Genomic DNA, 23,136 nt, shown 5'->3' on the forward strand with positions numbered 1-23,136 from the left:
GGCTGGGGCGTATGGTCCCCACCCCGGCCGCATCCGTCTCCTTCGGACAGTACCCGCCCGCGCGGCGCACGATCGTGCACCTGAGTGACACCCACCTTCTCGCGGGCAACGCACCGCTGGGCGGCCGGTACGACACCGAGGCGAACCTCGCCGAGACGCTTCGCGCCGTCGAGGCGCTCGGCATCCGCCCCGACGCCCTCGTCTTCACCGGTGACCTGACCGACCTCGGCGAGCCGGACGCCTACCGCAGGCTGCGGGCCGCTGTCGACCCCGTCGCCGAGCGGCTCGATGCCCCGCTCATCTGGGTCGCCGGCAACCACGACGAACGCCCCGCGCTCCGCGAGGCGATGCTCGGCCTGGCACCGACGGAGGAGCCGGTGACCGGCGTCTGGGACCTCGGCGGGCTCCGACTGATCGCCCTCGACACGAGCGTTCCCGGCTGGCACCACGGCGACCTCGACGCGACGCAGCTCCGCTGGCTGCGCGATGTTCTGAGCACGGCGGCGCCCCTGGGCACCCTGCTGGCCCTTCACCATCCGCCGCTGCCCTCGCACGTCCCGCTGTTCGACATCCTCGAGCTGCGCGATCAGGGCCGGCTGGCGGAGGCGATCGAGGGCACGGACGTGCGCGGCATCCTCGCGGGGCACCTGCACTACTCCACGAGCGGGACGTTCGCCGGGGTTCCCGTCAGCGTCGCGGCGGCGACCTGCTACACGATGAACCTGGCACGACCGGGCGACGCGGTGAACGGCATGGACGCCGGACAGTCGTTCCACCTGGTGCACGTCTACGACGACACGATCACCCATTCCGTCGTGCCCGTGACTCAGGCGCCTACCGGCGACTACTTCTCGCCGGAATGGGTCGAGCGGATGGCACGGCTCAGCCCCGAGCAGCGCCTGGAGGAGTTCTCGAGAAAGCCGCCTCGGAACGATTGACTTAGAGCGCGCTCTAAGTTCTAGCCTGGGGCTATGACCGTCACCGACGCCCGCCTCAGCATCTCCGACGTGGCGGAGCTCACCGGCCTGACCACGCACACGCTGCGGTACTACGAGCGTGCGGGCCTTCTGCTCGTTCCCGTAGACCGGGCGTCCTCGAGCCATCGGCGCTACAGCGAGGCCGATGTGGGATGGGTGAGATTCCTCACCAAACTGCGCTCGACCGGGATGCCGATCGCCACGGTGCGCGAGTACGTCGAGCTGGCGCGCGCGGGGGACGGGACGACCGGCGACCGCCTCGAGCTGCTGCTCCGCCACCGCATCTCGGTGCTGGCCCAGCTCGAAGAGATCACCCAGAGTCTCGCGGCCATCGACTACAAGATCGACCTCTATCAGAAAGCGACACTCGAATGAAGAAGATCACCCTCGGCGCGCAGGGGCCGTCCGTCGGCCGCATCGGCCTCGGCCTGATGGGAATGAGCGCGTTCTACACCGGAGCCGCGCAGGATGACGCCGGCTCGATCCGCACGATCCACCGCGCTCTCGAGCTCGGAGTCACGTTCCTGGACACGGCGGAGATGTACGGGCCGTACCTGAATGAGGAGCTCCTCGCCAAGGCGATCGCGGGGCGACGGGACGACGTCGTGATCGCCACCAAGTTCGGCACCCTGCGCCACCGCACCGATGACTCCTACGGCATCGACGGCAGCCCCGAGAACCTCCGGCTCTCGGTGGACGGCTCTCTGAAGCGCCTCGGCACCGATCGCATCGACCTGTACTACCAGCACCGCATGGATCCCGGCACCCCGATCGAGGACACCGTCGGTGCCCTCGCGGAGCTGATCCAGGAAGGCAAGATCCTGCACTACGGCCTCTCGGAGGCGCGGCCCGAGACGATCCGCCGCGCGCATGCCGTGCACCCGGTGACGGCGCTGCAGACCGAGTACTCGCTCTGGACGCGCGACCCGGAGGCGGAGATCCTCCCCACCGTGCGCGAGCTGGGGATCGGATTCGTGCCGTACTCGCCGCTGGGTCGCGGGTTCCTCACCGGGTCGATCCGGTCGCTCGACGAGCTCGATGCGACCGACTTCCGGCGCTCCAACCCGCGGTTCGCGGACGGCAACCTCGAGCGCAACATCGCGATCGTCGAGAAAGTGGATGCCGTGGCCGCCGAACTCGGAGCCAAGCCCGGGCAGGTGGCACTTGCCTGGCTGCTCGCGCAGGGGGATGACATCGCGCCCATTCCGGGGACGAAGAGGATCCCGTATCTCGAGGAGAACGTCGCGGCCGACGCGCTCGAACTGAGCGCGGACCAGCTCCAGGCGCTGGGCGACCTCGAGTCTCCGGTCGGCGACCGCTACGCCGATATGAGCTCGGTGAACCGGTAGCGCTCGGACACAGGGGGCGGGTACCCCGGGCAGAATCGCCGGTCGTCCGGCGATAGGCTCGAAGCACCCGCCTCTCGTGACCCAAAAGGACCCACACACCATGGCACTGGACGCAATGACGCGCACCCGTATAGAAACCGACTCGTTGGGATCGATGGAGATACCCGCAGACGCCTACTGGGGGATCCACACCGCCCGTGCGCTGGACAACTTCCCGATCAGCAAGCGCCCGATCTCCGTCTATCCGGACCTCGTCGTCGCGCTGGCGATGGTGAAGCAGGCCGCCGCGCGCGCGAATCGTGATCTCGGCGATCTCGAGCCGGCGACCGCAGACCTGATCGACCGCGCGAGCCAGCGCGTCATCGACGGCGAGTTCCACGACCAGTTCGTCGTCGGCGTCATCCAGGGCGGCGCCGGCACGTCGACGAACATGAACGCGAACGAGGTCATCACCAACGTCGCCCTCGAGATGGCGGGCCGCGAGAAGGGCGACTACGCCTACCTCTCGCCGATCGATGACACGAACCGCAGCCAGTCGACCAATGACGTGTATCCCACGGCCATCAAGGTGGGCCTCTCGCTCACCCTTCGCAGCCTTCTCGAAGAGCTCGACCTGCTGCGGAAGGCGTTCCTTGCCAAGGCGGTCGAATTCCACGACGTGCTGAAGGTGGGCCGCACCCAGCTGCAGGACGCGGTGCCGATGACGCTCGGTCAGGAGTTCCACGGCTTCGCGACGACCCTTCGCGAGGACTACAACCGCCTGACGGAGAACGCCTACCTGCTGTTCGAGATCAACATGGGTGCGACGGCCATCGGCACGGGCATCACCGCTCATCCCGACTACGCGGCCGGCGTTCTGCGTCACCTGCGCGAGATCAGCGGGCTCGACCTCGAGACCGCCGTCGACCTCGTCGAGTCCACGAGCGACACCGGGGCGTTCATGTCGTTCTCCTCGTCGCTCAAGCGCAATGCCATCAAGCTGTCGAAGATCTGCAATGATCTTCGCCTCCTCTCCAGCGGTCCCCAGGCGGGGTTCGGCGAGATCAACCTGCCGGCGCGCCAGGCCGGCTCGAGCATCATGCCGGGCAAGGTGAACCCGGTGATCCCCGAGGTCGTGAACCAGGTGGCCTTCGCCGTCGTGGGCGCCGACATGACCGTCACGATGGCGGTCGAGGGCGGGCAGCTTCAGCTCAACGCGTTCGAGCCGGTCATCGCGCACTCGATCTTCCAGTCGATCACCTGGATGCGGCAGGCGATGTGGACCCTGCGCGTCAACTGCGTCGAGGGCATCACGGCCAACCGCGAACGCCTCGGCGGGATGGTCGGCTCGTCGGTGGGAGTCATCACCGCACTCACCCCGTTCATCGGCTACGCGGCCGCCGCGGCGCTCGCCAAGACGGCCCTGCTCACCGGCCACAACATCGCCGACCTCGTGGTGGAGGGCGGCCTCATGACCCGGGAGGAGTGCATGAAGCAGCTCTCACCGGCGCGGCTGTCGGGGCTCGAGGCGGTCACCGCGGCGATCCCGATCGTGCCGCCGCCCGGAGCTCCCAAAGAGTCGCTCTAGGCATCCCCGCGGGTTCTGCGTTGCCGGGGGTCGGACCGGAGCGATAGCGTTCGAGCACACAGCTCAACACGAGGAGACCACCGTGACCGACCCCCAGGACCCCCAGAACTCCCCGCCGCCGTACGGCGCGACGCCGCCCCCGCCCGCATACGGCTCGACACCGCCCGCCCCGTCCTATGGCGCGGCACCGCCGGCCCCGTACGGCGGGCAGGCGCAGGGCACCATTCCGGGCAAGACGATGGGCATCGTCGCGCTCATCCTCGCGTTCTTCGTCCAGCTCGTGGCCTTGATCCTGGGCATCATCGCCCTGGTGCAGAGCAAGAGGGCCGGCTACAAGAACACTCCGGCCGTGTGGGCCATCATCGTCAGCTCCGTGCTCATGGTCGTCGGGATCATCGTCGGCATCGTCGTGATCAGCGGCGTGGTCGCGGCGGCGGGCGAATTCGCACGGCTCTGCGCCGAGTACGGCTCCGGCACCCATGACATCAATGGGGTCACCGTCACCCTGAACTGCCCGTCGAACTGAGATCGCCCGGGCGGGCGTCGATTTCGGCCGCTCCCGCCCGGTCGCTCAGTCGAGGATGCGGCAGTGCGTGGTGAGCTCGCCGATTCCGTCGACGCCCACCGTGACCGTGGAGCGGTCGCGAAGGAAGATCTGGGGGTCGCGCGAGTAGCCGGCGCCGCCGGGGCTTCCGGTCGAGATCAGCGTTCCCGGCAGGAGTGTCACGGACTTCGACAGGTGGGCGATCAGCTTGGCGACCGAGCGCACCATCTGGCTCGTGCTGGCGTCCTGCACCCTGTGCCCGTCCACGACGGTCCAGATGTGCAGGTCCTGCGGGTCGGGGATCTCGTCGGCGGTGACGACGAAGGGTCCCGTCGGAGTGAAGCCGTCGAACGATTTGCAGCGCGACCACTGCGCTTCGCTGAACTGGATGTCGCGCGCCGTGATGTCGTTGACGACGGTGTATCCCCACACGTGCTCGAGGGCATCCTCTTCGGACACATCCTTCGCCGGGCGCCCCATGATCACACCGAGCTCGGCCTCGTAGTCGACCGACTCGCTGAGCGAGCGCGGCCACGATGTCGTGTGCTCGTGGCCGCTGAGGGAGTTCGGCCACAGCACGAAGACCGTGGGCGTGGAGTCCGTCTTCAGCCCGAGCTCCCCGGAGTGGGCGGCATAGTTGAGCCCGATCGCGAGGATGACCGGGGGAGCGTTCAGGGCGGACTCGAAACGCACGTCGGCGAGCGGATGCCGCGGCTCGTCGCCCGAGTGCTGTTCTAGGGCGGTGCGCACCCGAGCGAGCGTCTCGTCGCCGCCGTCGATGAGGGTCTGCAGGTCGGCGGGAGCGCCGTCGAAGAGCGTCGGCACGGGAATCGCCTCGGTCTCGAGAACGACGGCCAGAACGGGATCTGTCGCGTCGCCGGGGCGGACGTGGGCGAAGCGCATCCCCCCACGCTACCCGGCCCGCGCCCCTTCGTGCTGGCTCGGCGTCCTAGGCTGGCGGTGTGACGTACAGCCCGCCGCCGCCACCTGGGGAGTTCGCCTCTTCACTCGCGCAGCCCCGCCGCGGTGCGGGCGCTCTGATCCCGCCGGCACCCCCGACTCCGGTCGGGATACCGACACCGCCGGTTCCGGCGCGACGTGGCCGCGTCGCCTCCGTATGGCTCTTCGGCCTTCTGGTGCTCGTGCTCGTCGGGCTGGTCGGGTACTTCCTGAGTGCGCTCGGGCCTGCGGCGTCGCTCATCGGCCTGGTGGTCGCCGTCGTGCCGTTCCTCATCGTGCTCTTCGCCGTGCGGCTCGTCGACCGGTGGGAGCCGGAGCCTCGGAGTCTCGTGGTCTTCGCCATCGCGTGGGGCGCGATCGCGGCGGTCGCCTTCGCCCTGCTCGTCGACCTGGTGCTCTCGCAGGCCGTCGGCAGTGCGCCCACCGAGGCCCGTGAGGTGCTGCGCGCGGTGGTGCAGGCCCCGATCGTCGAAGAGGTCGGCAAGGGTCTCGGCCTGCTGCTGCTGTTCGTGACGGCCCGCCGCGCCTTCGACGGTCCTGTCGACGGGGTCGTGTACGGCGCCCTGATCGGCGCCGGCTTCGCCTTCACCGAGAACATCCAGTACTTCGCGATCGCCTTCATCGAGGGTGGTGCCGCGGATCTCACCACGACGTTCTTCGTCCGCGGCATCCTCTCGCCGTTCGCTCATGCGATGTTCACCAGCGTCACCGGCCTGGCGCTGGGGCTCGCGGCCCGCAGGGGCGCCTCCTTCGGTGGCGCCCTCGGCCCGTGGCTGGGAGGACTCACCGGCGCCGTGATCCTGCACGCGCTCTGGAACGGCTCGGCCGTCTTCGGCGACTTCTTCCAGCTGTACATCACGCTGCAGATCCCGCTCTTCGTGATCTTCATCCTCGGTGTGCTGGCGCTGAGGAGGGAAGAGGCCCGGCTGACCCGCAACCGGCTCGGGGACTATGCCGCCGCTGGATGGTTCACGCCCCAGGAGGTCGAGATGCTCGCGACACCCGGCGGGCGCCGAACGGGGCTTGCCTGGGCGAAGACCCTCACGGGCGACCGCACGGACACGATGAAGACCTTCATCGAGGACGCCACCGCACTGGCAGCCGCGCGGCAGCGGGGGATCTCCGGGCGCGACCCGCGCGCCGTGGACGACGAACGCATGCTGCTGGCGCGCACGGCCGCCACTCGATCAGCCCTGCTCATGCGCTGAGGCAGAACTCAGCGCTCGGTGCCGCGGCGATGCCTGCGTGTCAACCGAGCGCTGAGTCGGTCTCTGTCGTAGAACCAGGGTGGCCCGAGCCCGCAGGCGTGTCAAGCGCCGTGGGGCCGTTCTACGCCCTCTGATGTGCGCGTGCGGCGGTGTTCGCGCCTGGCGCATCGGATTGCTTCTCGGGGGCTTCGCCGGTTGGATGGAGGCATGACTGAAGACCGCACCAAGCCCGAATTCGACGCCCCGCAGGGCCCCGCTCCGGACACCATGCAGATCCGCGACCTCATCGAGGGCGACGGCCCTGAGGCGAAGCCGGGCGACACCGTGACGGTGCACTACGCCGGCGTGGAGTACGAGTCCGGCGAGGAGTTCGACTCGTCGTGGAACCGTGGCGAGAGCATCCAGTTCCCGCTCCGCGGGCTCATCCAGGGCTGGCAGGAGGGCATCCCCGGCATGAAGGTCGGCGGGCGCCGCGAGCTCGTGATCCCGCCGGAGCTCGCATACGGCCCCGCCGGGGGCGGCCACTTCCTCTCCGGCAAGACCCTCATCTTCATCATCGATCTGATCGCCGTCGGCTGAGCTCGACGCTCGAACGGCCCGCGGCGCTTCGGCGCCGCGGGCCGTTCCTCGTGCCGACCCGGAGCAAATTTCCATTCACGGGAATGGAATAGTCCGGGGGTCGGTTGAGAGGGGGGACCGTCGCGGAGATCCGCACCCCCAACCTCAAGGAGCACTCATGTCCACTTCCACCGATCACGCGCTCGACATCCCGGGCTACCGCGCAGGAACCTGGGTGCTCGACCCCTCGCACAGCGAGGTGCAGTTCAGCGTTCGTCACATGATGATCTCCAAGGTGCGGGGCACCTTCGGCATGAAGTCCGCCACATTGATCGCGCCGGAGAACCCCCTCGATGCCCGCGTCACCGCGAGCGTGGATGTCACCTCCCTCGACACCAAGGACCAGGGTCGCGACCAGCACCTGCGCTCCGCCGACTTCTTCGACGTCGAGAACTACCCGACGATGGAGTTCGTCTCGACGGGCGTGCGCATCGAGAAGGGCGAGATGCTCGTCGACGGCGACCTGACCATCCGCGGCGTCACCAAGCCCGTCACGCTCGAGTTCGACTTCGGCGGCTTCGGCACCGACCCGTGGGGCAACTACAAGGCGGGTGCGACCGCCACGACCGTCATCAACCGCGAGGACTTCGGCCTGACGTGGAACGCGGCGCTCGAGACCGGCGGGGTGCTGGTCGGCAAGGACGTCACCATCACGCTCGACCTGCAGGGCGCGCTGCAGCAGGACTGACCACCGGTTCGAAGGGGGCGGATGCCTCGTCGGCGCTCTGTGGGAGCACCGGCGAAGCATCCGCCCTCCGCTCGTCAACCGACGCGAGCGCCTCACCGGGGGCCGTGGCGGCGCGCCGACGACGGAGGCGATCCTGCGCGAGCAGGATGCCGAGGAAGACGATGACGGCACCGACCGGCTCGTTCCAGGACAGGCTCTCGCCGAGCACCAGGATGCCGAGCAGGACCCCCACCACCGGCGTGATGTAGGTGACGGTCGACGCGCGCGTCGGGCCCCACGCCCGCAGCGCGTTCTGGTTCCAGATGTACGCGACGCCCGTGCCGAGGCATCCGAGCAGCACGATGCTGCCGACGATCCACGGGTCGAGCCGTACCGGCGTGAGCACGAGCACCGGTGTCAGCAGCGCCATGATCGCCGCCGCGATGCCGATGTTGAGGAACGAGAAGACGAGCGCGCTCATGCCGGTGTTCCCGACGAACTTGCGCATGTACGCGAGGCTGAAGCCGTAGCAGGCCGTCGCGCCGAGGATGGCCAGCTGTGCGACGAGGCTCTGGCTGAAGTCCAGGCCCTGCCACGGCGCGATGATCACCATGACGCCGAGGATCCCGACGAGGATGCCGGCGACCTGCACCGCCTTGAGCTTCTCCACCCGGAACAGCAGCCCCGCCATGATCGCGGTCATGATCGGCGTCGTCGCGTTGTAGATGCTGGCGAGCCCGGATGTGACGTGCTGCTGGGCCCACGAGAAGAGCAGGAACGGCACGACGCAGAACGAGACGGCGAGCACGCTCATATGTGCCCAGATCCGGATGCTGCGGGGGAGCCGGTCGCGTCGCAGCGCGACGAAGAGGCCGAGGGTGAGCGCGCCGAGCAGCAGGCGGGACCAGGCCACCTGGGCGGGCGAGAGCCCCTCGAGAGCGACCTTCATGAAGAGGAAGCTGGAGCCCCAGATGATGCCCGTCAGGGTGAACTGGATGGCGACCCACGCCGGCGACGGGGTCTTCGCCGCACGGGCGAGGAGGGGGCTGGTCGAAGTCACGGGGCGACTCTACGCGCGGCATCCGACGTTCTGCGGGCCACGCGGATGCCACGTCCGAATCCCGCCGATGGTTGGCGGTTCGGCGTCGATCAGGGCTCGGGGAACTCCGCGTCGTATGCGCGGAAGCGCGGATTGAGGCGCACGAGCGCAGCGACCAGCGCGATGATGAGGAACCCGCCGAGCAGCGGTGGGAACCACAGCGTGGTGACCGACGCCAGCGTGCCCGCGTAGAGCGCGCCGAGGCGCGGTCCGCCGGCCACCACGACGATGAACAGACCCTGCAGGCGACCGCGGATCGCGTCGGGGACGGCCGCCTGCACCATCGTGTTGCGGTAGATCGAGCTCACGTTGTCGGCGGCACCGGAGACGATCAGCGCGGCCACGGCGGCCACGATGAGCACGGAATTGGGACTGTCGATGCCGACGGTCTCCGGTGCGAAGACGCCGAGGGCCCCGGCGAGCAGGATCACGCCGAAGACGGAGATCGCGCCTCCATAGACCGCGATGGCGCGCTGGATGCCGACGCCATGGTGGCGCACCCGGCCGACCGGCCCGGAGAAGAGGCTCGAGAAGAATGCGCCCACCGCCACGGCGGCCGTGAGGATGCCCGTCGTGATCGGTCCGCCGCCGAGCAGCACCGCGCCGATGGCGGGGAAGAGCGCGAGCGGGTTTCCGAACGTCATCGCGACGATGTCCAGCACGAACTGCAGGCGGATGTTGCCCGCACGCTTGAGGAACGCCCAGCCGTCGGCGAGCGACCGCAGGCCGGGGCGCACGAGAACTCCCTCGGGCTGGATGCGGGGGAGGCCCCACAGCCCGAGGAACAGCGACGACATCAGTACGAGGTCGATCGTGTAGGTCCAGCCGTACCCCGAGAAGGCCACGAGCACGCCGGCGAGGGCCGGTCCGATCGTCACCATCACCCCGACTGTGATGCCGCCGAGCGCGGATGCCGCGGGGAGCAGCTCCCTCGGGATCAGGCGCGGGACGATCGACTGACGCGCGGCCATGACGATCGAGTTCGCCGAGGAGTTCACGATGCTGATCACGTACAGCCACCACACCGTCTCGAGCTGGGCCCAGGTGAGTGCGCAGAGCACGGCGGTCGACGCGAAGGTGACCGTCGCGGCAAGCAGAGCGACGCGCCGGCGGTCGAACGCGTCGGCGAGCATCCCGCCGTACAGGCCGGCGAAGATCATCGGCACGAGCCCCGCCACGGCGATCATGGCCACCGCGAACGTCGACTCCGTCAGCTCGTACATCTGCAGCATGATCGCGACGATCGTGAGCTGGCCGCCGAGCCCGGCGAGGGTGGAGCCGATCCACATGCGCGCGAACGCGGGACTCGTCGTGAGGGGCCGCAGGTCGAGGAAGTGGTCGCGACGCAGGCGCGGCATCCTCGTCGGGCCTCGACGAAGCATCACGCGGCGACGACGTCGAGCGGGGGCATCCATCGAGGCTAACGCGCATTCGACGCCCGGTCGCCGCCGCGTTCACCCCTGCAGTGCCCGGCTGGTAGACTCTTCAGGTTGCCGTTCGATCGGCCGCGGATAAAGAGAGCTCACGCATCAGGCGATGGGCGCCGCGCAATGAGGAGAAAGGGGATCCCATCTATGGCACTTGAATTCGACGCCAAGAAGGCGATCATCGAAGAGTACGCGACGCACCCCGGTGACACCGGATCCCCCGAGGTGCAGGTCGCAATGCTGACGCAGCGCATCAAAGACCTCACAGAGCACCTGAAGGACCACAAGCACGACCACCACTCGCGTCGTGGCTTGTTCCTGATGGTCGGTCAGCGCCGCCGTCTGCTCGGCTACCTCCAGGACATCGACATCGCGCGCTACCGCTCGCTGATCGAGCGTCTGGGGCTCCGCCGCTAGGCGCACCAGCGTACATCGCACTTCTCGAAGGGCCGTCCCAGGTGTGGGGCGGCCCTTCGCTGTTGTCCGCGGACGTCGTCGCTGTCGCGAGAATCGGTCGGGCGTAAGAAACTCGGTGCGTCGCACCGATTCTCGGCCGCCGGACCGATTCTCACGACGAGAACAAGGGGAGTCGCCTGCGCCGGTATCGCGGCGGTGAGGGCGGTCAGAGGGTGGTCAGCGGGCGGATGCCGCGGCCCGCGCCGCGAGAAGGTCGCTGTGGTGACGCTCGGCCACGTCGGGGTGCGCGCGCAGCCGCGACTTGAGCGCGTTCTCGCCGTAGAGGGCGTGGATGGGGTTGTCCGGGTCCTGGGTCACACCGGTCGCCTCCGCCGCCAGCTCGGCCGGCAGTTCGATGAGCGGCAGCCGCCGATCGAGCGCGGGGTTGAAGAAGAACGGGACCGAGATGCGGTCATCCGGGTAGCGGGGCGAGACCACGCGGTGGTTCGTCGCCTTCAGATAGCCCTGCGTGGCGTACTCCAGGAGCTCCCCGATGTTGACCACGAACGCGCCGGGCACGGATGGCGCATCCACCCACGCTCCGTCGCGCTCCACCTGCAGGCCGCCCTTGCCCGGTTCGACCCAGAGCAGGGTCAGCACGCCGGAATCCTTGTGCGCTCCGACGCCCTGCTGCGGCTCGGGCTCCCTGCTGCCCGGATAGCGCACGATCTTGATCAGGGTCGACGGTTCCCCGAAGTGCTCGTCGAAGTAGTCCTCGGGTGCGCCGAGCGTCTGGGCCCACGCCCGCAGCAGCCGCCGAGCCACCGCCGTCAGGCGCTCGTGCCACTCCGCGACCACCTCGCGAAGCTCCGGCTGTGCCGCCGGCCAGAGGTTCGGCCCGATCAGGCGCGCGAAGTCCGGCGCGTCCGGATCGGTGATCGCGGCCCGCTCGGGGCCGATGTCGATCTGCTCGCGCCAGTCGACCTTCCCCTGCGTCCGCTCTCCGCCGACCCGCGTGTACCCGCGGAAGTGCGGGCTCTGCACGTTCTCGATCGCGAGCTTGTCCGCCTCGGGGAGGGCGAAGAAGTCGCGCGCCGCCCGGTGCAGGCGCTGCTCGAGCAGCGGTGTCACACCGGTGCCCGTGAGGTAGAAGAAGCCGACGTCGTGGGTCGCGGCCCGAAGGTCCGCCCGGAATCGGGCCGCAGCGTCATTCCCGGCATCCAACTGCGAGAGGTCGAGGATCGGCAGGCTGAGCTCGGACATGCACACGAGGCTAGGCACGGCTCGCGGCATCCGCTCGTTTGTTGCCGATCGTTACTGACGGTGCCGCGCGCGAAGCCTCCTCGATTGGACAGCGGTGCACACCCTGAATACCCTTGCAAGGTAAGGCTTACCTTCCTCGAACACTCGACGGCGCAAGCCGAGCGTCACACAGGACGCCCCTCCCTTCTCACCCACCCGGAATCCCGTGCTTGCAACCTTCCTGATCGGCCTCCGCGAGGGCCTCGAGGCCGCGCTGGTCGTCGGCATCCTCGTGGCCTACCTGACCCGCATGGGCCGGCGGGATGTGCTGCCCCGCCTGTGGATCGGCATCGGGCTGGCCGCCCTGATGGCACTGGTCATCGGCGCGGTGCTCACCTTCGGCGCGTACAGCCTGACGTTCGAGGCGCAGGAGCTCATCGGCGGCACTCTCTCGCTGATCGCCGTGGCGATGGTCACGTGGATGATCTTCTGGATGCAGAAGGCCGGACGCACGCTCAAGCGCACGCTGGAGGGCGGCATCGACCGGGCGCTGGCACGCGGCACCGTCTGGGGACTGGTCGTGCTGGGCTTCGTCTCCGTGGCCAGGGAGGGCATCGAGACCACTCTGCTGCTGTGGTCGATGGTGCAGTCCTTCGGCGACGCGCCCTCCGCGCTGCTCGGCGCGCTGCTCGGCATCCTGACGGCGGTGGCCCTCGGCTGGCTGCTCGCCCGCGGGATGCTGCGCCTAAACCTTCGGCGCTTCTTCACCTGGACCGGTGCCTTCCTCATCATCGTCGCCGCCGGCGTGCTGGCGTACGGCATCCACGACCTGCAGGAGGCGGGCGCGCTGCCGGGTCCCTTCTCCGCTCTTGCGCCCGTCGCACAGGCAACGGGCGCCGTCGCGGTAGGCGCGAGCGCCTTCCCGTTCGGCTGGGCGTTCGACGTCAGCGCGGCGATCCCGCCCGGCAGCCCACTGGCCGCGATCCTGCAGGCCACGATCGGCTTCACCCCGCGGATGTCGTGGCTGCAGATCATCGCGTGGGTGCTGTACGTCGGCATCGTCGGCTCGATCTTCCTGGTGCGCTCGCTGCACTCCAAGCGCCGGGCGGCAGCCCCCTCTGCGGCAGGCGCCCCGACCGCGTCCACGCCGGCTTCGGCCGCGCTTGCCTCGGCGGTCACTCCCTCCTCCGCCGCATCGACCTCCTCCCCACCCCCGCTAGGAGCATCATGACCCCGAACAGGATCCTCGCCGGTCTCGCCGCGACCGCCGCCGCCGGCCTCGTCGTGACCGGCTGCGTCGCCAAGGCCGACGCCGCCGCATCCGATGCCATCACCGTCACGTCCACCGACGGATCGTGCGACGTCTCCGCCACGACCGCCGAGAGCGGAACGGTGGCCTTCGAGGTCACGAACGCCGGCGCCGACGTCACGGAGTTCTACCTGCTCGCCGACGACGGGCTGCGCATCGTGGGCGAGGTCGAGAACGTGGCACCCGGCGCGTCTCGCAGTCTGACCGTGGTGGCCCAGCCGGGGGAGTACTTCACCCTCTGCAAGCCTGGGATGATCGGCGAGGGCGTTGGCCGGACGGGCTTCACCGTCTCGGGCGACGCGGTCGCCGTCGATGGTCCGGATGCCGAGCTGAAGCAGCAGGCCGTCGACCTCTACGCGGCGTTCGTGAAGGACCAGGTCTCGCAGCTGGTGCCGCGGGCCGAGGAGTTCGCCGCCGCCTATGCTGCGGGCGACGACGAAGCGGCGCGCGCCGCATTCCCGCAGGTGCGCGCGTACTACGAGCGCATCGAGCCCGTGGCGGAGGCGCTCGGCGACCTCGACCCCCGCATCGACTACCGCGAGGTGGATGCCGTTGCCGAAGGCCTCGACTGGACGGGCTTCCATCGCATCGAGAAGGACCTGTGGGTGCCGGCGACGGACGCGCTGAACGCCGACGGCGAGACGCCGGCATGGCAGGACTGGGCGCCATCGACCCCCGAGCAGCGCGCCGAGTTCGGCGACCTCCTGGTCGCCGACGTCGCGGAGCTCTACGACTACGTGCACTCCGCCGATTTCCAGGCCGCGATCGACGCGCAGGGTGTCGCCGGGCTGAGCAACGGAGCGATCGCGCTCCTCGACGAGGTCGCCACCGGCAAGATCTCCGGCGAGGAGGACTGGTGGTCGGGCACCGATCTCTGGGATTTCGCCGCCAACGTCGAGGGCTCGAAGATGGCGTTCTCGCTCGCGCGCGACTTCGCGGCATCCAAGGGCGAGTCCGGCGCGGCCCTCGTCGAGGAGATCGACGCCGGCTACGCGGCGCTCGAGAGCTCCCTGGCCGCCCACGGATCTCTCGCGACCGGCTTCGTGACCTACTCCGCGCTGACGGATGCCGACAAGCGCGAGTTCACCGACCTCATCAACGCCCTCGCCGAGCCGCTGTCCCAGCTCACGGTGACCGTGCTGGAGTGAGATGACGGATCCTCACGACCCCTCGACAGGCTCGGGGACCGATTCGCTTACCGACGACGCCCCCGCGGCCGGTGTGAGCCGGCGTGGTCTGCTCGGCTTCGTCGGGGCGGGAGCAGCCGGCCTTGCCCTGGGCGCCGGTGCGGGACTGGCGGGCGGCGTCGCCGTCGCTCGTGCCGCCGCCGACACGGGAGCGGGCGCATCCGCCTACGACTTCTACGGCACGCATCAGGCCGGCGTCACCACGCCCGTTCAGGACCACCTGCACTTCGCGGCTTTCGACATGATGGCCGGTGCGACGCGCGCCGCCCTCGTGTCGCTGCTCGAGGAGTGGTCGTATGCGGCGGCGCGGATGACGCGCGGTCTCGACGTCACCGCCACCGGCGCCGTGGGCGGCTCGCCGATGGCGCCGCCGGATGACACGGGGGAGGCGCAGGGCCTTTCCGCCAGCAACCTGACGATCACGTTCGGATTCGGTCCGACCCTGTTCGAGGCGGACGGCGTCGACCGATTCGGCATCGCGTCGCGCCGCCCGCCCGAGCTCCACGAGCTGCCGGCGTTTTTGGGCGACGACCTCGACCCCCTCACGAGCGACGGCGATCTGTGCATCCAGGCGTGCGCGGACGATCCGCAGGTGGCCGTTCACGCCGTCCGCAACCTCAGCCGCATCGCCTTCGGGCGGGCCCGCCTCCGCTGGTCGCAGCTCGGCTTCGGCCGCACCTCCAAGACGACGGCCGCTCAGGCCACGCCGCGCAACCTGTTCGGCTACAAAGACGGCACCGCCAACATCCTCGCCGATGACCGCGAGGCGCTCCAAGACCACGTGTGGGTCGCGGCAGGCGATCAGCCGGCGTGGATGACCGGCGGTTCGTATCTCGTCGCCCGCAAGATCGCGCAGCTGATCGAGTCGTGGGACCGCGTGCGGCTCGCCGAGCAGGACCGCATCATCGGGCGATCCAAGGGGGAGGGGGCACCGCTTTCGGGCGGGAACGAGTTCACCGCTCCTGATTTCGAGAAGGCGGATGCGGCCGGCGCGCCGGCCATCGACATGGCGGCGCACGTGCGGCTGGCGCATCCCGCTCAGAACTCGGGGGCCCGCATGCTGCGGCGCGGCTACAACTTCGTCGACGGCAACAATGACCTCGGCCGCCTGGACGCCGGGCTCTTCTTCCTCTCTTATCAGCGCTCGCCGGAGCAGTTCATCACCGTGCAGCGAGCACTGGCGAGCGACGCGCTCAACGAGTACATTCGGCCCGTCGGATCGGCGTTGTTCGCCGTGCCGCCCGGCGCCGCCCCTGGTTCGTACGTCGGGGCCGGGCTCTTCGCCTGATCCGCCGCGACGATCCGGTTGAGGAGACGACCCGGTGAAGGAGGCGTCGGTGGCTGAGAGCGCGCCCGTCTACCTCGCCGCGCAGGTTCGAGCCGCAGAGAAGCCGCTGCTCGATGCGGGCGAACCGCTCATGCTGCGCGCCGCGGGGGCCCTCGCGCGCATCGCTCTGGGTGAGCTGGGCGCGCGCGGAGGCCGAGTGCTGGTGCTCGCCGGCAGCGGCGACAACGGGGGCGACGCCCTGTTCGCGGGCGCGCACCTCGCCGCGGAAGCAGGCGTGGCGGTCGACCTGCTGCTCACGTCCGACCGGGTGCACACCGCCGGGTTCGAGGCGGCGGTGGAGGCGGGGGCGCGAACGATAGGGCTGGCGGAAGCCGTCTCCGCGGCATCCGATCCCGACCTGCTGCTCGACGGGATCCTCGGCATCGGCGCGTCGACGTCCGCGGCGCTCCGCGGCGACGCGCGTGTGATCGTCGCCGGGCTGCTGCCCGCAGTGCACGCCGGCAGGCCGAGGGTGATCGCCGTCGACGTGCCGAGCGGGCTGCAGCCCGACGACGGATCGAGCGATGACGTCGTGCTCCCCGCATCCGTCACGGTCACCTTCGGAGCGGTGAAGGCGGGCCTGGTGCGGGGAAGGGGACCCGAGCTCGCCGGGCGGATCGTGCTGGTCGACATCGGGCTCGGTCCGCGATTGGCCGCAGCAGGCTCGGTGGGCACGGCTGCGGTGGCGGCGATCGTGCACGGTGGCGGCTAGGCGCGTGCGGCGAGCACGAAGGGAAGCACCGCTCCCGCTCCGGCGCGCCGCAGCAGCCGTCCCGCCACCGTGAGCGTCCAGCGGCTGTCGACCAGATCATCGACCAGCAGCACGGGAGCGGCCCGGAGGTCGCTGAGCGAGGAGGCCAGTTCGGGCCCCACCGCGAAGCTCTCGGCCACCCCGGCCAGGCGATAGGCGCTGTTGCCGCCGCTCCCGCCGGGACCCTTGCCGGTGAGCTCCAGCGTGCCGAGCAGCGGCAGGCGTCCGAGCTCGGAGATCGTGCGGGCCAGAGAGCCGACGAGGCGGGGGTGCGAACGGGACGGCATTGAGACGACCGCCGCGGGGCGCGTGTCCCAGCCCCAGTCCGCCAGCACGCGGACGCAGGCCGCGGCCATCGCCGACGAGATCTCGGCATCGGGGCTCCCGGGGGCGAAGAGCTCCCGCAGCGGGCCGCCCCAGCCGAGATCGGTGAGCCGCGCGAGTGCGCGCCCCGGCTCGAGCCGCTCGCCCGGTGGGATGTTCCCGCGCAGCTCCAGTCCGAGTCTCGGCATGCCGCTCGGCCACTGCGCGCGCGGCTCGATGAGGACGCCGACCCGGTTCAGCGCCGCGTCCGCAGCCACGGCGGTCGCCTCTTCGATGCCCGTCGGGTACCACGCCGATGTGCAGGTGTCGCAGCGGCCGCACGGCGCTGCGGCGGGGTCGTCGAGCGCGCGCTGCAAGAACTCCATGCGGCATCCGGATGTCCTCTCGTACTCGAGCATCGCGTCCTGCTCGTGGCGTCGCGCCGCCGCGATGCGACTGTAGCGCTCGGCGTCGTACGCCCAAGGGACACCGGTCGAGCGCCAGCCGCCCTGCACGCGCTCGACGGCCCCGTCCACATCGAGCACCTTGAGCAGCAGCTCGAGCCGGCTGCGGCGGATGTCCACTCGCGCCTCCAGGGCGACCGTGGACAGGGCGCCGCCCTCGTGGTCCAGCTCGTCGAGCACCGCGGTCGCCTTCGCCTGCTCGGGCATCGAGGACGTCGCGAAGTACTGCCAGATCGCCTCGTCCTCGGGGCCGGGAAGCAGCAGCACGTCGGCCCGAGCGGTCGCGCGCCCTGCGCGCCCGACCTGCTGGTAGTAAGCGACGGGCGATGACGGCGCGCCGAGGTGCAGCACGAAGGCGAGGTCGGGCTTGTCGAATCCCATTCCGAGCGCGCTGGTGGCCACGAGGGCCTTGACGCGGTTCTCCTTGAGCAGCCGCTCCGATTCCTCCCGTTCGGCCGGGTCGGTCTGGCCGGTGTACGCGCGGACCTCGTGGCCGGCGTCGCGGAGCAGGCGAGCGGTGTCCTCCGCGGCGGACACCGTCAGGGCGTAGATGATGCCGCTCCCCGGCAGGTCGCCGATGTGACTGAGCAGCCACGCGAGGCGCGTCGCGGCGTCGGGAAGGCGCAGCACGCCGAGTCGCAGTGAATCCCTGGCGAGCGGCCCGCGGATGGTCACCACACCATCGCCGCCGGTGCCCAGCTGCTCCTCCACATCGTGCACGACGCGTTCGTTCGCGGTCGCGGTGGTGGCCAGCACCGGAACTCCGGGCGGCATCCCGGCGATGAGGTCGCGCAGGCGCCGGTAGTCCGGCCGGAAATCGTGCCCCCAGTCCGAGATGCAGTGGGCCTCGTCGACCACGAGCAGCCCTATGCGCGCCATCAGCGCGGGGAGCTGCTCGTCACGGAATCTGGGGTTGTTCAGTCGCTCGGGGCTGACCAGGAGCACGTCGATCTCGTCGTTGCCCAGGCTGGCGAGGATGTCAGTCCACTCCAGGGGGTTCGCGGAGTTGATGCTCGCGGCCCGCACCCCGGCTCGCTCGGCGGCCGCCACCTGGTCCCGCATGAGCGCGAGGAGCGGGGAGACGAGGATCGTCGGCCCGGCGCCGCGGCCGCGCAGCAGCAGGGTCGCGACGAAGTACACGGCGGACTTGCCCCAACCGGTGCGCTGCACCACGAGCGCCCGGGCACGCCGCTGCACGAGCGCCTGGATCGCTTCGAACTGGCCGTCGTGGAACGTCGCCGTCTCGTCGGCCACGAGACGCCGGAGCGCCCCGAGAGCCTCGTCGCGCAGGTCTTCGGCCGTCTCGGGTTCACTCACCCCGCGACCGTACACGGTTCCGCCGACGTCAGGCGCTCTCGCGCGGGCGCCGAGAGCCGGTCGGATCCGACCGCCGGCCCTCCCGGGCCGCGAGCGATGGATCGTCGAACAGCCATCGCGGCCGCGGTTCGACCAGTGGCCGGAACAGCCGTCGCACCGGCTTGGTCGAGAGTCCGATCGCGATCAGCACCGACGCCACGATGACGATGGGCAGCCAGATCCAGGTGGGCTCGAGGTCGCGCAGCAGGCCTGATTCGCGGAACGGATACAGCACGAAGGAGTGGAGCATGTAGACGTACATCGTGTACTGGCCGAAGTGCGTCCACCAATGCCCGCCGCGGGGGACCAGCGCGAAGAACGCGGCGCAGAGCACGACCGCTATCGCCATCACTCCGAGCCGCACGGCCCCCGCCCACCATTCTTCCCCGAGGAGGTCGGAGTAGGACTCGTCGTAGAAGAGCCAGTGCCGCAGGTCGACGTCCTGCCACAGGTCCTTGCCGTACCACGCCACCCAGCCGGCCAGGGCGAACAGCCCCGCGGCCCCCGCGAAGACCCACCATGGTCGCTGACGCAGAAGCCCCAGCCGCTCCACGATGTCGTGCTCGTGAAGCCACCAGCCGAGGGTGAAGAAGGGCAGCAGCCCCAGGGTGCGGGCGAGGGAGAAGGTGTCGTCGACGTTCGGCAGGTATCCGGCGCCGATGGAGATCGCCACGGTCCAGAGCAGCGGCCATCTGAGCAGGGCGAGATACGGCAGCACGAGACGGAACGTGCCGAGGGACAAAAGGAACCACAGCGTCCACGACGGCTGCGTCAGATTGGGATTGGCGCCGCCCTCGACGATCCACTTCGTCAGGGTCCACAGCGATTCGAAGATGACGTAGGGCACCAGGATGTCGGTGATCACGCGTGCCATCTGCACCCTGGTCGGCGGGCCGCCCTTGGAGAAGTATCCCGAGATGATGGCGAACGCGGGCATGTGGAACGCGTAGATGAGCAGGTACAGGCCGAGCGCGATATCCGAGTCGTAGGTCAGTCGCTGCACCGAGTGGCCGAGCACGACGAGCACGATGCACGCGAACCGTGCGTTGTCCCAGAACGGAACACGGCGCTTGGGGCGCGCGATGGAGCCGGTCGGCGTGGCGCCGGTCCGCGCCGCTCCGCTGTCGGACATCGTCACCGCCGGGTCTTCGAGGAACGTGTCCACACTATCCGCGGGGCGATGCCACGCGGCTTCCGCTCCGGCGATCCGTCGGGGAGCCCGGGTGTAGCGTCGGGATGTCGGGGCAGGCCTCGCCCGGCTGACGGAATGAGCAGACATGACCTCAGCAAGCCTCAGCCTCGGCGTGATCGGAACCTCCCGCAAACCCGATGAGCGGCGGGTCCCCATCCATCCGGGGCACTTCGACCGCATCCCCTCGGATCTGCGCGACCGCATCGTCCTCGAGGAGGGGTACGGCGAGCGCTTCGACGTTTCGGATGCCGAGCTGCGACCCCTCGTCGGCTCGGTCGCGTCGCGCGCAGACGTGATCGCGGCATCCGATGTCGTGCTGCTGCCCAAGCCGCAGCTGGACGACGTTCGAGCGCTGCGGGACGGTCAGGTGCTGTGGGGCTGGCCGCATCTCGTGCAGGACGCGCGGATGACGCAGCTCGCGATCGACAAGCGCCTGACGATGATCGCCTTCGAGGCCATGAATCACTGGGGTGCGGACGGGACATTCGGGCTGCACGTCTTCCACATGAACAATGAGCTCGCCGGGTACTGCTCGGTCCTTCATGCCCTGCAGCTCTGCGGGTCGACGGGTGACTACGGGCGGCGGCTCACGGCCGTCGTCATCGGGTTCGGCGCGACGGCTCGCGGTGCGGTGACGGCCCTCCGCGCCCACGGCGTGCACGATGTGCGGGTCCTCACGAACCGCCGTACGGCATCCGTCGCCTCTCCCATCCACGCGGCGCACATGATCCAGTTCGACCATGACGACGGCCCGTACCTCAGCGAGGTGATCACGGATGACGGCAGGGTGCCGCTCGCGCCGTTCCTCGCGGAGAGCGACATCGTCGTGAACTGCACGCTCCAGGACCCGAACCGGCCGCTGCTGTACCTGCGGGAGAAGGATCTGGACGCGTTCCGTCCGGGCAGCCTGATCGTGGATGTGTCGTGCGACGAGGGCATGGCGTTCGAGTGGGCGCGTCCGACGAGCTTCGCCGACCCCATGTTCACCGTCGGCGGCAACACCGATTCCGGCGCCATCATCAACTACTACGGCGTCGACCACAGCCCCTCGTATCTCTGGAATTCGGCCAGCTGGGAGATCAGCGAAGCGCTGCTGCCTTTCCTTCCCACCGTGCTCGCCGGTCCGGAGGCGTGGCCCGCGGACGAGACGATCCGCCGGGCAACCGAGATGAGATGGCATCATCCTCAATCCCGCGATCCTCGAGTTCCAAGGCCGGGATGCCGCGTACCCGCATTCGAGAGCTCCCGCCTGAGCGGCGCTCGCCGCGCCCGGACCGCTCTGCGGCTGGGCCGGGAATATCCTTGAGGGTGTCGCGTTACACGAGATACATTCACTTGCATAGAAACGCGAGGAGCGATCGTGAACGAGAACCAGATGCAGTTCGGCATCTTCACGGTGAGCGACATCACCGAAGATCCGACCACGGGGCGAACCCTCAGTGAGGCGGAGAAGATCCGCAACACCATCACCGTGGCCAAGCACGCCGAAGAGGTGGGTCTCGACGTCTTCGCCCTCGGCGAGCACCACAACCCGCCGTTCTGGTCGTCCTCTCCCACCACGACCCTCGCGTACATCGCCGCGCAGACGGAGCGCCTGCTGCTCTCGACCGCGACGACGCTGATCACGACGAATGACCCGGTGAAGATCGCCGAGGACTTCGCGATGCTGCAGCACGTCTCGGGCGGTCGCACCGACCTGATGCTCGGCCGCGGCAACACCGGCCCCGTCTACCCGTGGTTCGGCCAGGACATCCGTCAGGGCGTCCCTCTCGCCATCGAGAACTATGCCCTGCTGCACAAGCTGTGGCGGGAGGACGTCGTCGACTGGGAGGGCAAGTTCCGCACGCCGCTGCAGGGATTCACCTCGACCCCGCGCCCGCTCGATGATGTGCCCCCGTTCGTGTGGCACGGCTCGATCCGCACGCCCGAGATCGCCGAGCAGGCCGCGTATTACGGCGACGGCTTCTTCGCGAACAACATCTTCTGGCCGAAGGAGCACTACCAGCGCCTGATCACGCTCTACCGCCAGCGCTACGCCCACTACGGGCACGGCACGCCGGAGCAGGCGATCGTCGGCCTCGGCGGCCAGGTCTTCATGCGGGCCAACTCGCAGGACGCCGTCCGCGAGTTCCGGCCGTACTTCGACAACGCCCCGGTGTACGGGCATGGCCCGTCGCTCGAGGACTTCGCCGAGATGACCCCGCTCACCGTCGGTTCTCCGCAGCAGGTCATCGACCGCTACGCCGGCATGCGCGAGTACTTCGGCGACTACCAGCGCCAGCTGTTCCTCATCGACCACGCGGGTCTGCCGCTGAAGACGGTGCTCGAGCAGCTCGACATCCTGGGTGGCGAGGTCGTTCCCGCCCTCCGCAAGGAGCTCGCGAAGAACCGCCCGGTCGAGGTCCCGGACGCCCCCACCCACGCGGCCCGCGTGGTGCAGGCTGCGCGCGGCGAGCTGCCGGTCGCCGGCGGCACGAAGGCGCCTCAGCCGGTCGCCGCGCAGGCCGCACGGGGAGCCGCCTTCGGTATCGGGGGCGCACGATGAACCCTCGCCGCATCGCCGTCGTCACGGCAGGGCTCTCGAATCCGTCGACGACCCGCCTTCTGGCCGACCGCCTCGCGACGGCCACGGTGCGCGAGCTGGCCGAGCGCGACATCCAGGCGGACATCGACGTGTTCGAACTGCGCGACTACGCGCACGACATCACGAACAATCTGCTGACGGGCTTCGCCCCGCCGGCGCTGGAGTCGATGGTCAACACAGTCGTCTCCGCGGACGGGCTGATCGTCGTGACACCGATCTTCTCGACCAGCTACTCCGGGCTCTTCAAATCGTTCATCGATGTGCTCGACCCGGACGCACTCACCGGCATGCCGGTGCTGCTCGGCGCGAACGCCGGGACGCCGCGGCACTCGCTCGCGATCGACTACGCCGTGCGGCCGCTCTTCGCGTACCTGCACGCCGAGGCCGTGCCGACGGGCGTCTTCGCGGCGTCGAGCGACTGGGGCTCGAACGGCGACGGCGTCGCCCCACTGGGCGAGCGCATCGACCGGGGCGCCCGCGAGCTGGCCTCCGCGATCGCGGCGCGCGAGTCGTCGACGTCGAGCGACCCGTTCGACCCGGCGAGTTATCTGGGCGACGGCGGCTCGTTCGGCCACCTGCTCGGCGGGCTCGCGGGGGAGTAGGCCCGCG

General features: G+C 69.6%; 21 protein-coding genes and 1 pseudogene. 16 read left to right on the top strand and 6 right to left on the bottom strand.

The window, feature by feature from the left end:
* Positions 1-11: 11 nt before the first annotated feature.
* The 5 genes from ACLQ2Q_RS02210 to ACLQ2Q_RS02230 all read left to right on the top strand — a co-directional run bounded on the left by ACLQ2Q_RS02210 (position 12) and on the right by ACLQ2Q_RS02230 (position 4,419).
* Positions 12-938 (top strand): phosphodiesterase, encoded by a 927-nt coding sequence (locus tag ACLQ2Q_RS02210; RefSeq protein WP_425817495.1) that lies wholly within the window; start codon positions 12-14, stop codon positions 936-938.
* 33 nt (positions 939-971) lie between these two features.
* The gene (locus ACLQ2Q_RS02215; RefSeq protein WP_425817497.1) at positions 972-1,352 is read left to right on the top strand and encodes a MerR family transcriptional regulator; all 381 of its coding nucleotides are present in this window, start codon (positions 972-974) and stop codon (positions 1,350-1,352) included.
* Positions 1,349-2,326 carry an aldo/keto reductase gene (locus ACLQ2Q_RS02220; protein WP_425817499.1) on the top strand — a complete coding sequence of 326 codons (978 nt, stop codon included), beginning with the start codon at positions 1,349-1,351 and terminating at the stop codon, positions 2,324-2,326. The genes ACLQ2Q_RS02215 and ACLQ2Q_RS02220 overlap by 4 nt, the downstream gene beginning before the upstream one ends.
* Positions 2,327-2,426: 100 nt before the next feature.
* A complete protein-coding gene (locus tag ACLQ2Q_RS02225; protein ID WP_425817501.1) occupies positions 2,427-3,893 on the top strand; it encodes an aspartate ammonia-lyase in 1,467 nt (488 codons plus the stop codon).
* An 82-nt stretch (positions 3,894-3,975) separates the two neighbouring features.
* Positions 3,976-4,419 (top strand): DUF4190 domain-containing protein, encoded by a 444-nt coding sequence (locus ACLQ2Q_RS02230; protein WP_425817503.1) that lies wholly within the window; start codon positions 3,976-3,978, stop codon positions 4,417-4,419.
* Positions 4,420-4,464: 45 nt separating this feature from the next.
* On the opposite strand, the gene ACLQ2Q_RS02235 is transcribed toward ACLQ2Q_RS02230, so the two are convergent.
* Positions 4,465-5,340, bottom strand: coding sequence for a fumarylacetoacetate hydrolase family protein (locus ACLQ2Q_RS02235; RefSeq protein WP_425817505.1), 876 nt, complete (start codon positions 5,338-5,340; stop codon positions 4,465-4,467).
* Between the two features lie 59 nt (positions 5,341-5,399).
* On the opposite strand from ACLQ2Q_RS02235, the gene ACLQ2Q_RS02240 reads away from it, so the two are divergent.
* The 3 genes from ACLQ2Q_RS02240 (at position 5,400) to ACLQ2Q_RS02250 (ending at position 7,911) form a co-directional block, all read left to right on the top strand.
* Positions 5,400-6,605, top strand: coding sequence for a PrsW family intramembrane metalloprotease (locus ACLQ2Q_RS02240; protein WP_425817507.1), 1,206 nt, complete (start codon positions 5,400-5,402; stop codon positions 6,603-6,605).
* Positions 6,606-6,812: 207 nt separating this feature from the next.
* On the top strand, positions 6,813-7,184 hold the full coding sequence (locus ACLQ2Q_RS02245) for an FKBP-type peptidyl-prolyl cis-trans isomerase (RefSeq protein WP_425817509.1): 372 nt from the start codon (positions 6,813-6,815) through the stop codon (positions 7,182-7,184).
* A gap of 157 nt (positions 7,185-7,341) precedes the next feature.
* Positions 7,342-7,911 carry a YceI family protein gene (locus tag ACLQ2Q_RS02250; RefSeq protein WP_425817511.1) on the top strand — a complete coding sequence of 190 codons (570 nt, stop codon included), beginning with the start codon at positions 7,342-7,344 and terminating at the stop codon, positions 7,909-7,911.
* Here ACLQ2Q_RS02250 and ACLQ2Q_RS02255 read toward each other — a convergent pair.
* A complete protein-coding gene (locus ACLQ2Q_RS02255) occupies positions 7,874-8,950 on the bottom strand; it encodes a DMT family transporter (RefSeq protein ID WP_425817513.1) in 1,077 nt (358 codons plus the stop codon). The genes ACLQ2Q_RS02250 and ACLQ2Q_RS02255 overlap by 38 nt on opposite strands.
* 89 nt (positions 8,951-9,039) lie before the next feature.
* Positions 9,040-10,347 carry an MFS transporter gene (locus tag ACLQ2Q_RS02260; protein ID WP_425817515.1) on the bottom strand — a complete coding sequence of 436 codons (1,308 nt, stop codon included), beginning with the start codon at positions 10,345-10,347 and terminating at the stop codon, positions 9,040-9,042.
* Between the two features lie 216 nt (positions 10,348-10,563).
* On the opposite strand from ACLQ2Q_RS02260, the gene rpsO reads away from it, so the two are divergent.
* Positions 10,564-10,833 carry a 30S ribosomal protein S15 gene (rpsO, locus tag ACLQ2Q_RS02265; RefSeq protein ID WP_325485341.1) on the top strand — a complete coding sequence of 90 codons (270 nt, stop codon included), beginning with the start codon at positions 10,564-10,566 and terminating at the stop codon, positions 10,831-10,833.
* 216 nt (positions 10,834-11,049) lie between these two features.
* On the opposite strand, the gene ACLQ2Q_RS02270 is transcribed toward rpsO, so the two are convergent.
* Positions 11,050-12,075 carry an isopenicillin N synthase family dioxygenase gene (locus tag ACLQ2Q_RS02270; protein ID WP_425817518.1) on the bottom strand — a complete coding sequence of 342 codons (1,026 nt, stop codon included), beginning with the start codon at positions 12,073-12,075 and terminating at the stop codon, positions 11,050-11,052.
* 205 nt (positions 12,076-12,280) lie between these two features.
* Between ACLQ2Q_RS02270 and efeU the strand changes: the two genes are divergently transcribed.
* The 4 genes from efeU to ACLQ2Q_RS02290 are packed head-to-tail and all read left to right on the top strand — an operon-like array spanning position 12,281 to position 16,589.
* Positions 12,281-13,285 carry an iron uptake transporter permease EfeU gene (gene efeU, locus ACLQ2Q_RS02275; protein ID WP_425817520.1) on the top strand — a complete coding sequence of 335 codons (1,005 nt, stop codon included), beginning with the start codon at positions 12,281-12,283 and terminating at the stop codon, positions 13,283-13,285.
* Positions 13,282-14,511, top strand: a complete 1,230-nt coding sequence (efeO, locus tag ACLQ2Q_RS02280) for an iron uptake system protein EfeO (RefSeq protein ID WP_425817522.1) — start codon at positions 13,282-13,284, stop codon at positions 14,509-14,511. The genes efeU and efeO overlap by 4 nt, the downstream gene beginning before the upstream one ends.
* Before the next feature lies 1 nt (position 14,512).
* Positions 14,513-15,838 carry an iron uptake transporter deferrochelatase/peroxidase subunit gene (gene efeB, locus ACLQ2Q_RS02285; RefSeq protein ID WP_425817524.1) on the top strand — a complete coding sequence of 442 codons (1,326 nt, stop codon included), beginning with the start codon at positions 14,513-14,515 and terminating at the stop codon, positions 15,836-15,838.
* A 49-nt stretch (positions 15,839-15,887) separates the two neighbouring features.
* Complete coding sequence (locus tag ACLQ2Q_RS02290) at positions 15,888-16,589, top strand: NAD(P)H-hydrate epimerase (protein ID WP_425817526.1); 702 nt, start codon at positions 15,888-15,890, stop codon at positions 16,587-16,589.
* Here the strand turns inward: ACLQ2Q_RS02290 and ACLQ2Q_RS02295 are convergent.
* On the bottom strand, positions 16,586-18,712 hold the full coding sequence (locus ACLQ2Q_RS02295) for a RecQ family ATP-dependent DNA helicase (RefSeq protein WP_425817528.1): 2,127 nt from the start codon (positions 18,710-18,712) through the stop codon (positions 16,586-16,588). The two genes, ACLQ2Q_RS02290 and ACLQ2Q_RS02295, sit on opposite strands and share 4 nt — an antisense overlap.
* Before the next feature lie 28 nt (positions 18,713-18,740).
* Positions 18,741-19,883 (bottom strand): acyltransferase family protein, encoded by a 1,143-nt coding sequence (locus ACLQ2Q_RS02300; protein WP_425818599.1) that lies wholly within the window; start codon positions 19,881-19,883, stop codon positions 18,741-18,743.
* 145 nt (positions 19,884-20,028) lie between these two features.
* Here ACLQ2Q_RS02300 and ACLQ2Q_RS02305 point away from each other — a divergent pair.
* From ACLQ2Q_RS02305 to ACLQ2Q_RS02315, 3 genes and pseudogenes are all read left to right on the top strand, one after another.
* Positions 20,029-21,196: pseudogene (locus ACLQ2Q_RS02305) on the top strand (N(5)-(carboxyethyl)ornithine synthase).
* 122 nt (positions 21,197-21,318) lie between these two features.
* Positions 21,319-22,488, top strand: a complete 1,170-nt coding sequence (locus ACLQ2Q_RS02310; RefSeq protein ID WP_425818601.1) for an LLM class flavin-dependent oxidoreductase — start codon at positions 21,319-21,321, stop codon at positions 22,486-22,488.
* Complete coding sequence (locus ACLQ2Q_RS02315) at positions 22,485-23,129, top strand: FMN reductase (protein WP_425817530.1); 645 nt, start codon at positions 22,485-22,487, stop codon at positions 23,127-23,129. Before ACLQ2Q_RS02310 ends, ACLQ2Q_RS02315 begins: the two co-directional genes overlap by 4 nt.
* The last annotated feature ends 7 nt before the right edge of the window (positions 23,130-23,136 follow it).

Source organism: Microbacterium sp. DT81.1 (assembly GCF_049844955.1).
Taxonomy (GTDB): domain Bacteria; phylum Actinomycetota; class Actinomycetes; order Actinomycetales; family Microbacteriaceae; genus Microbacterium.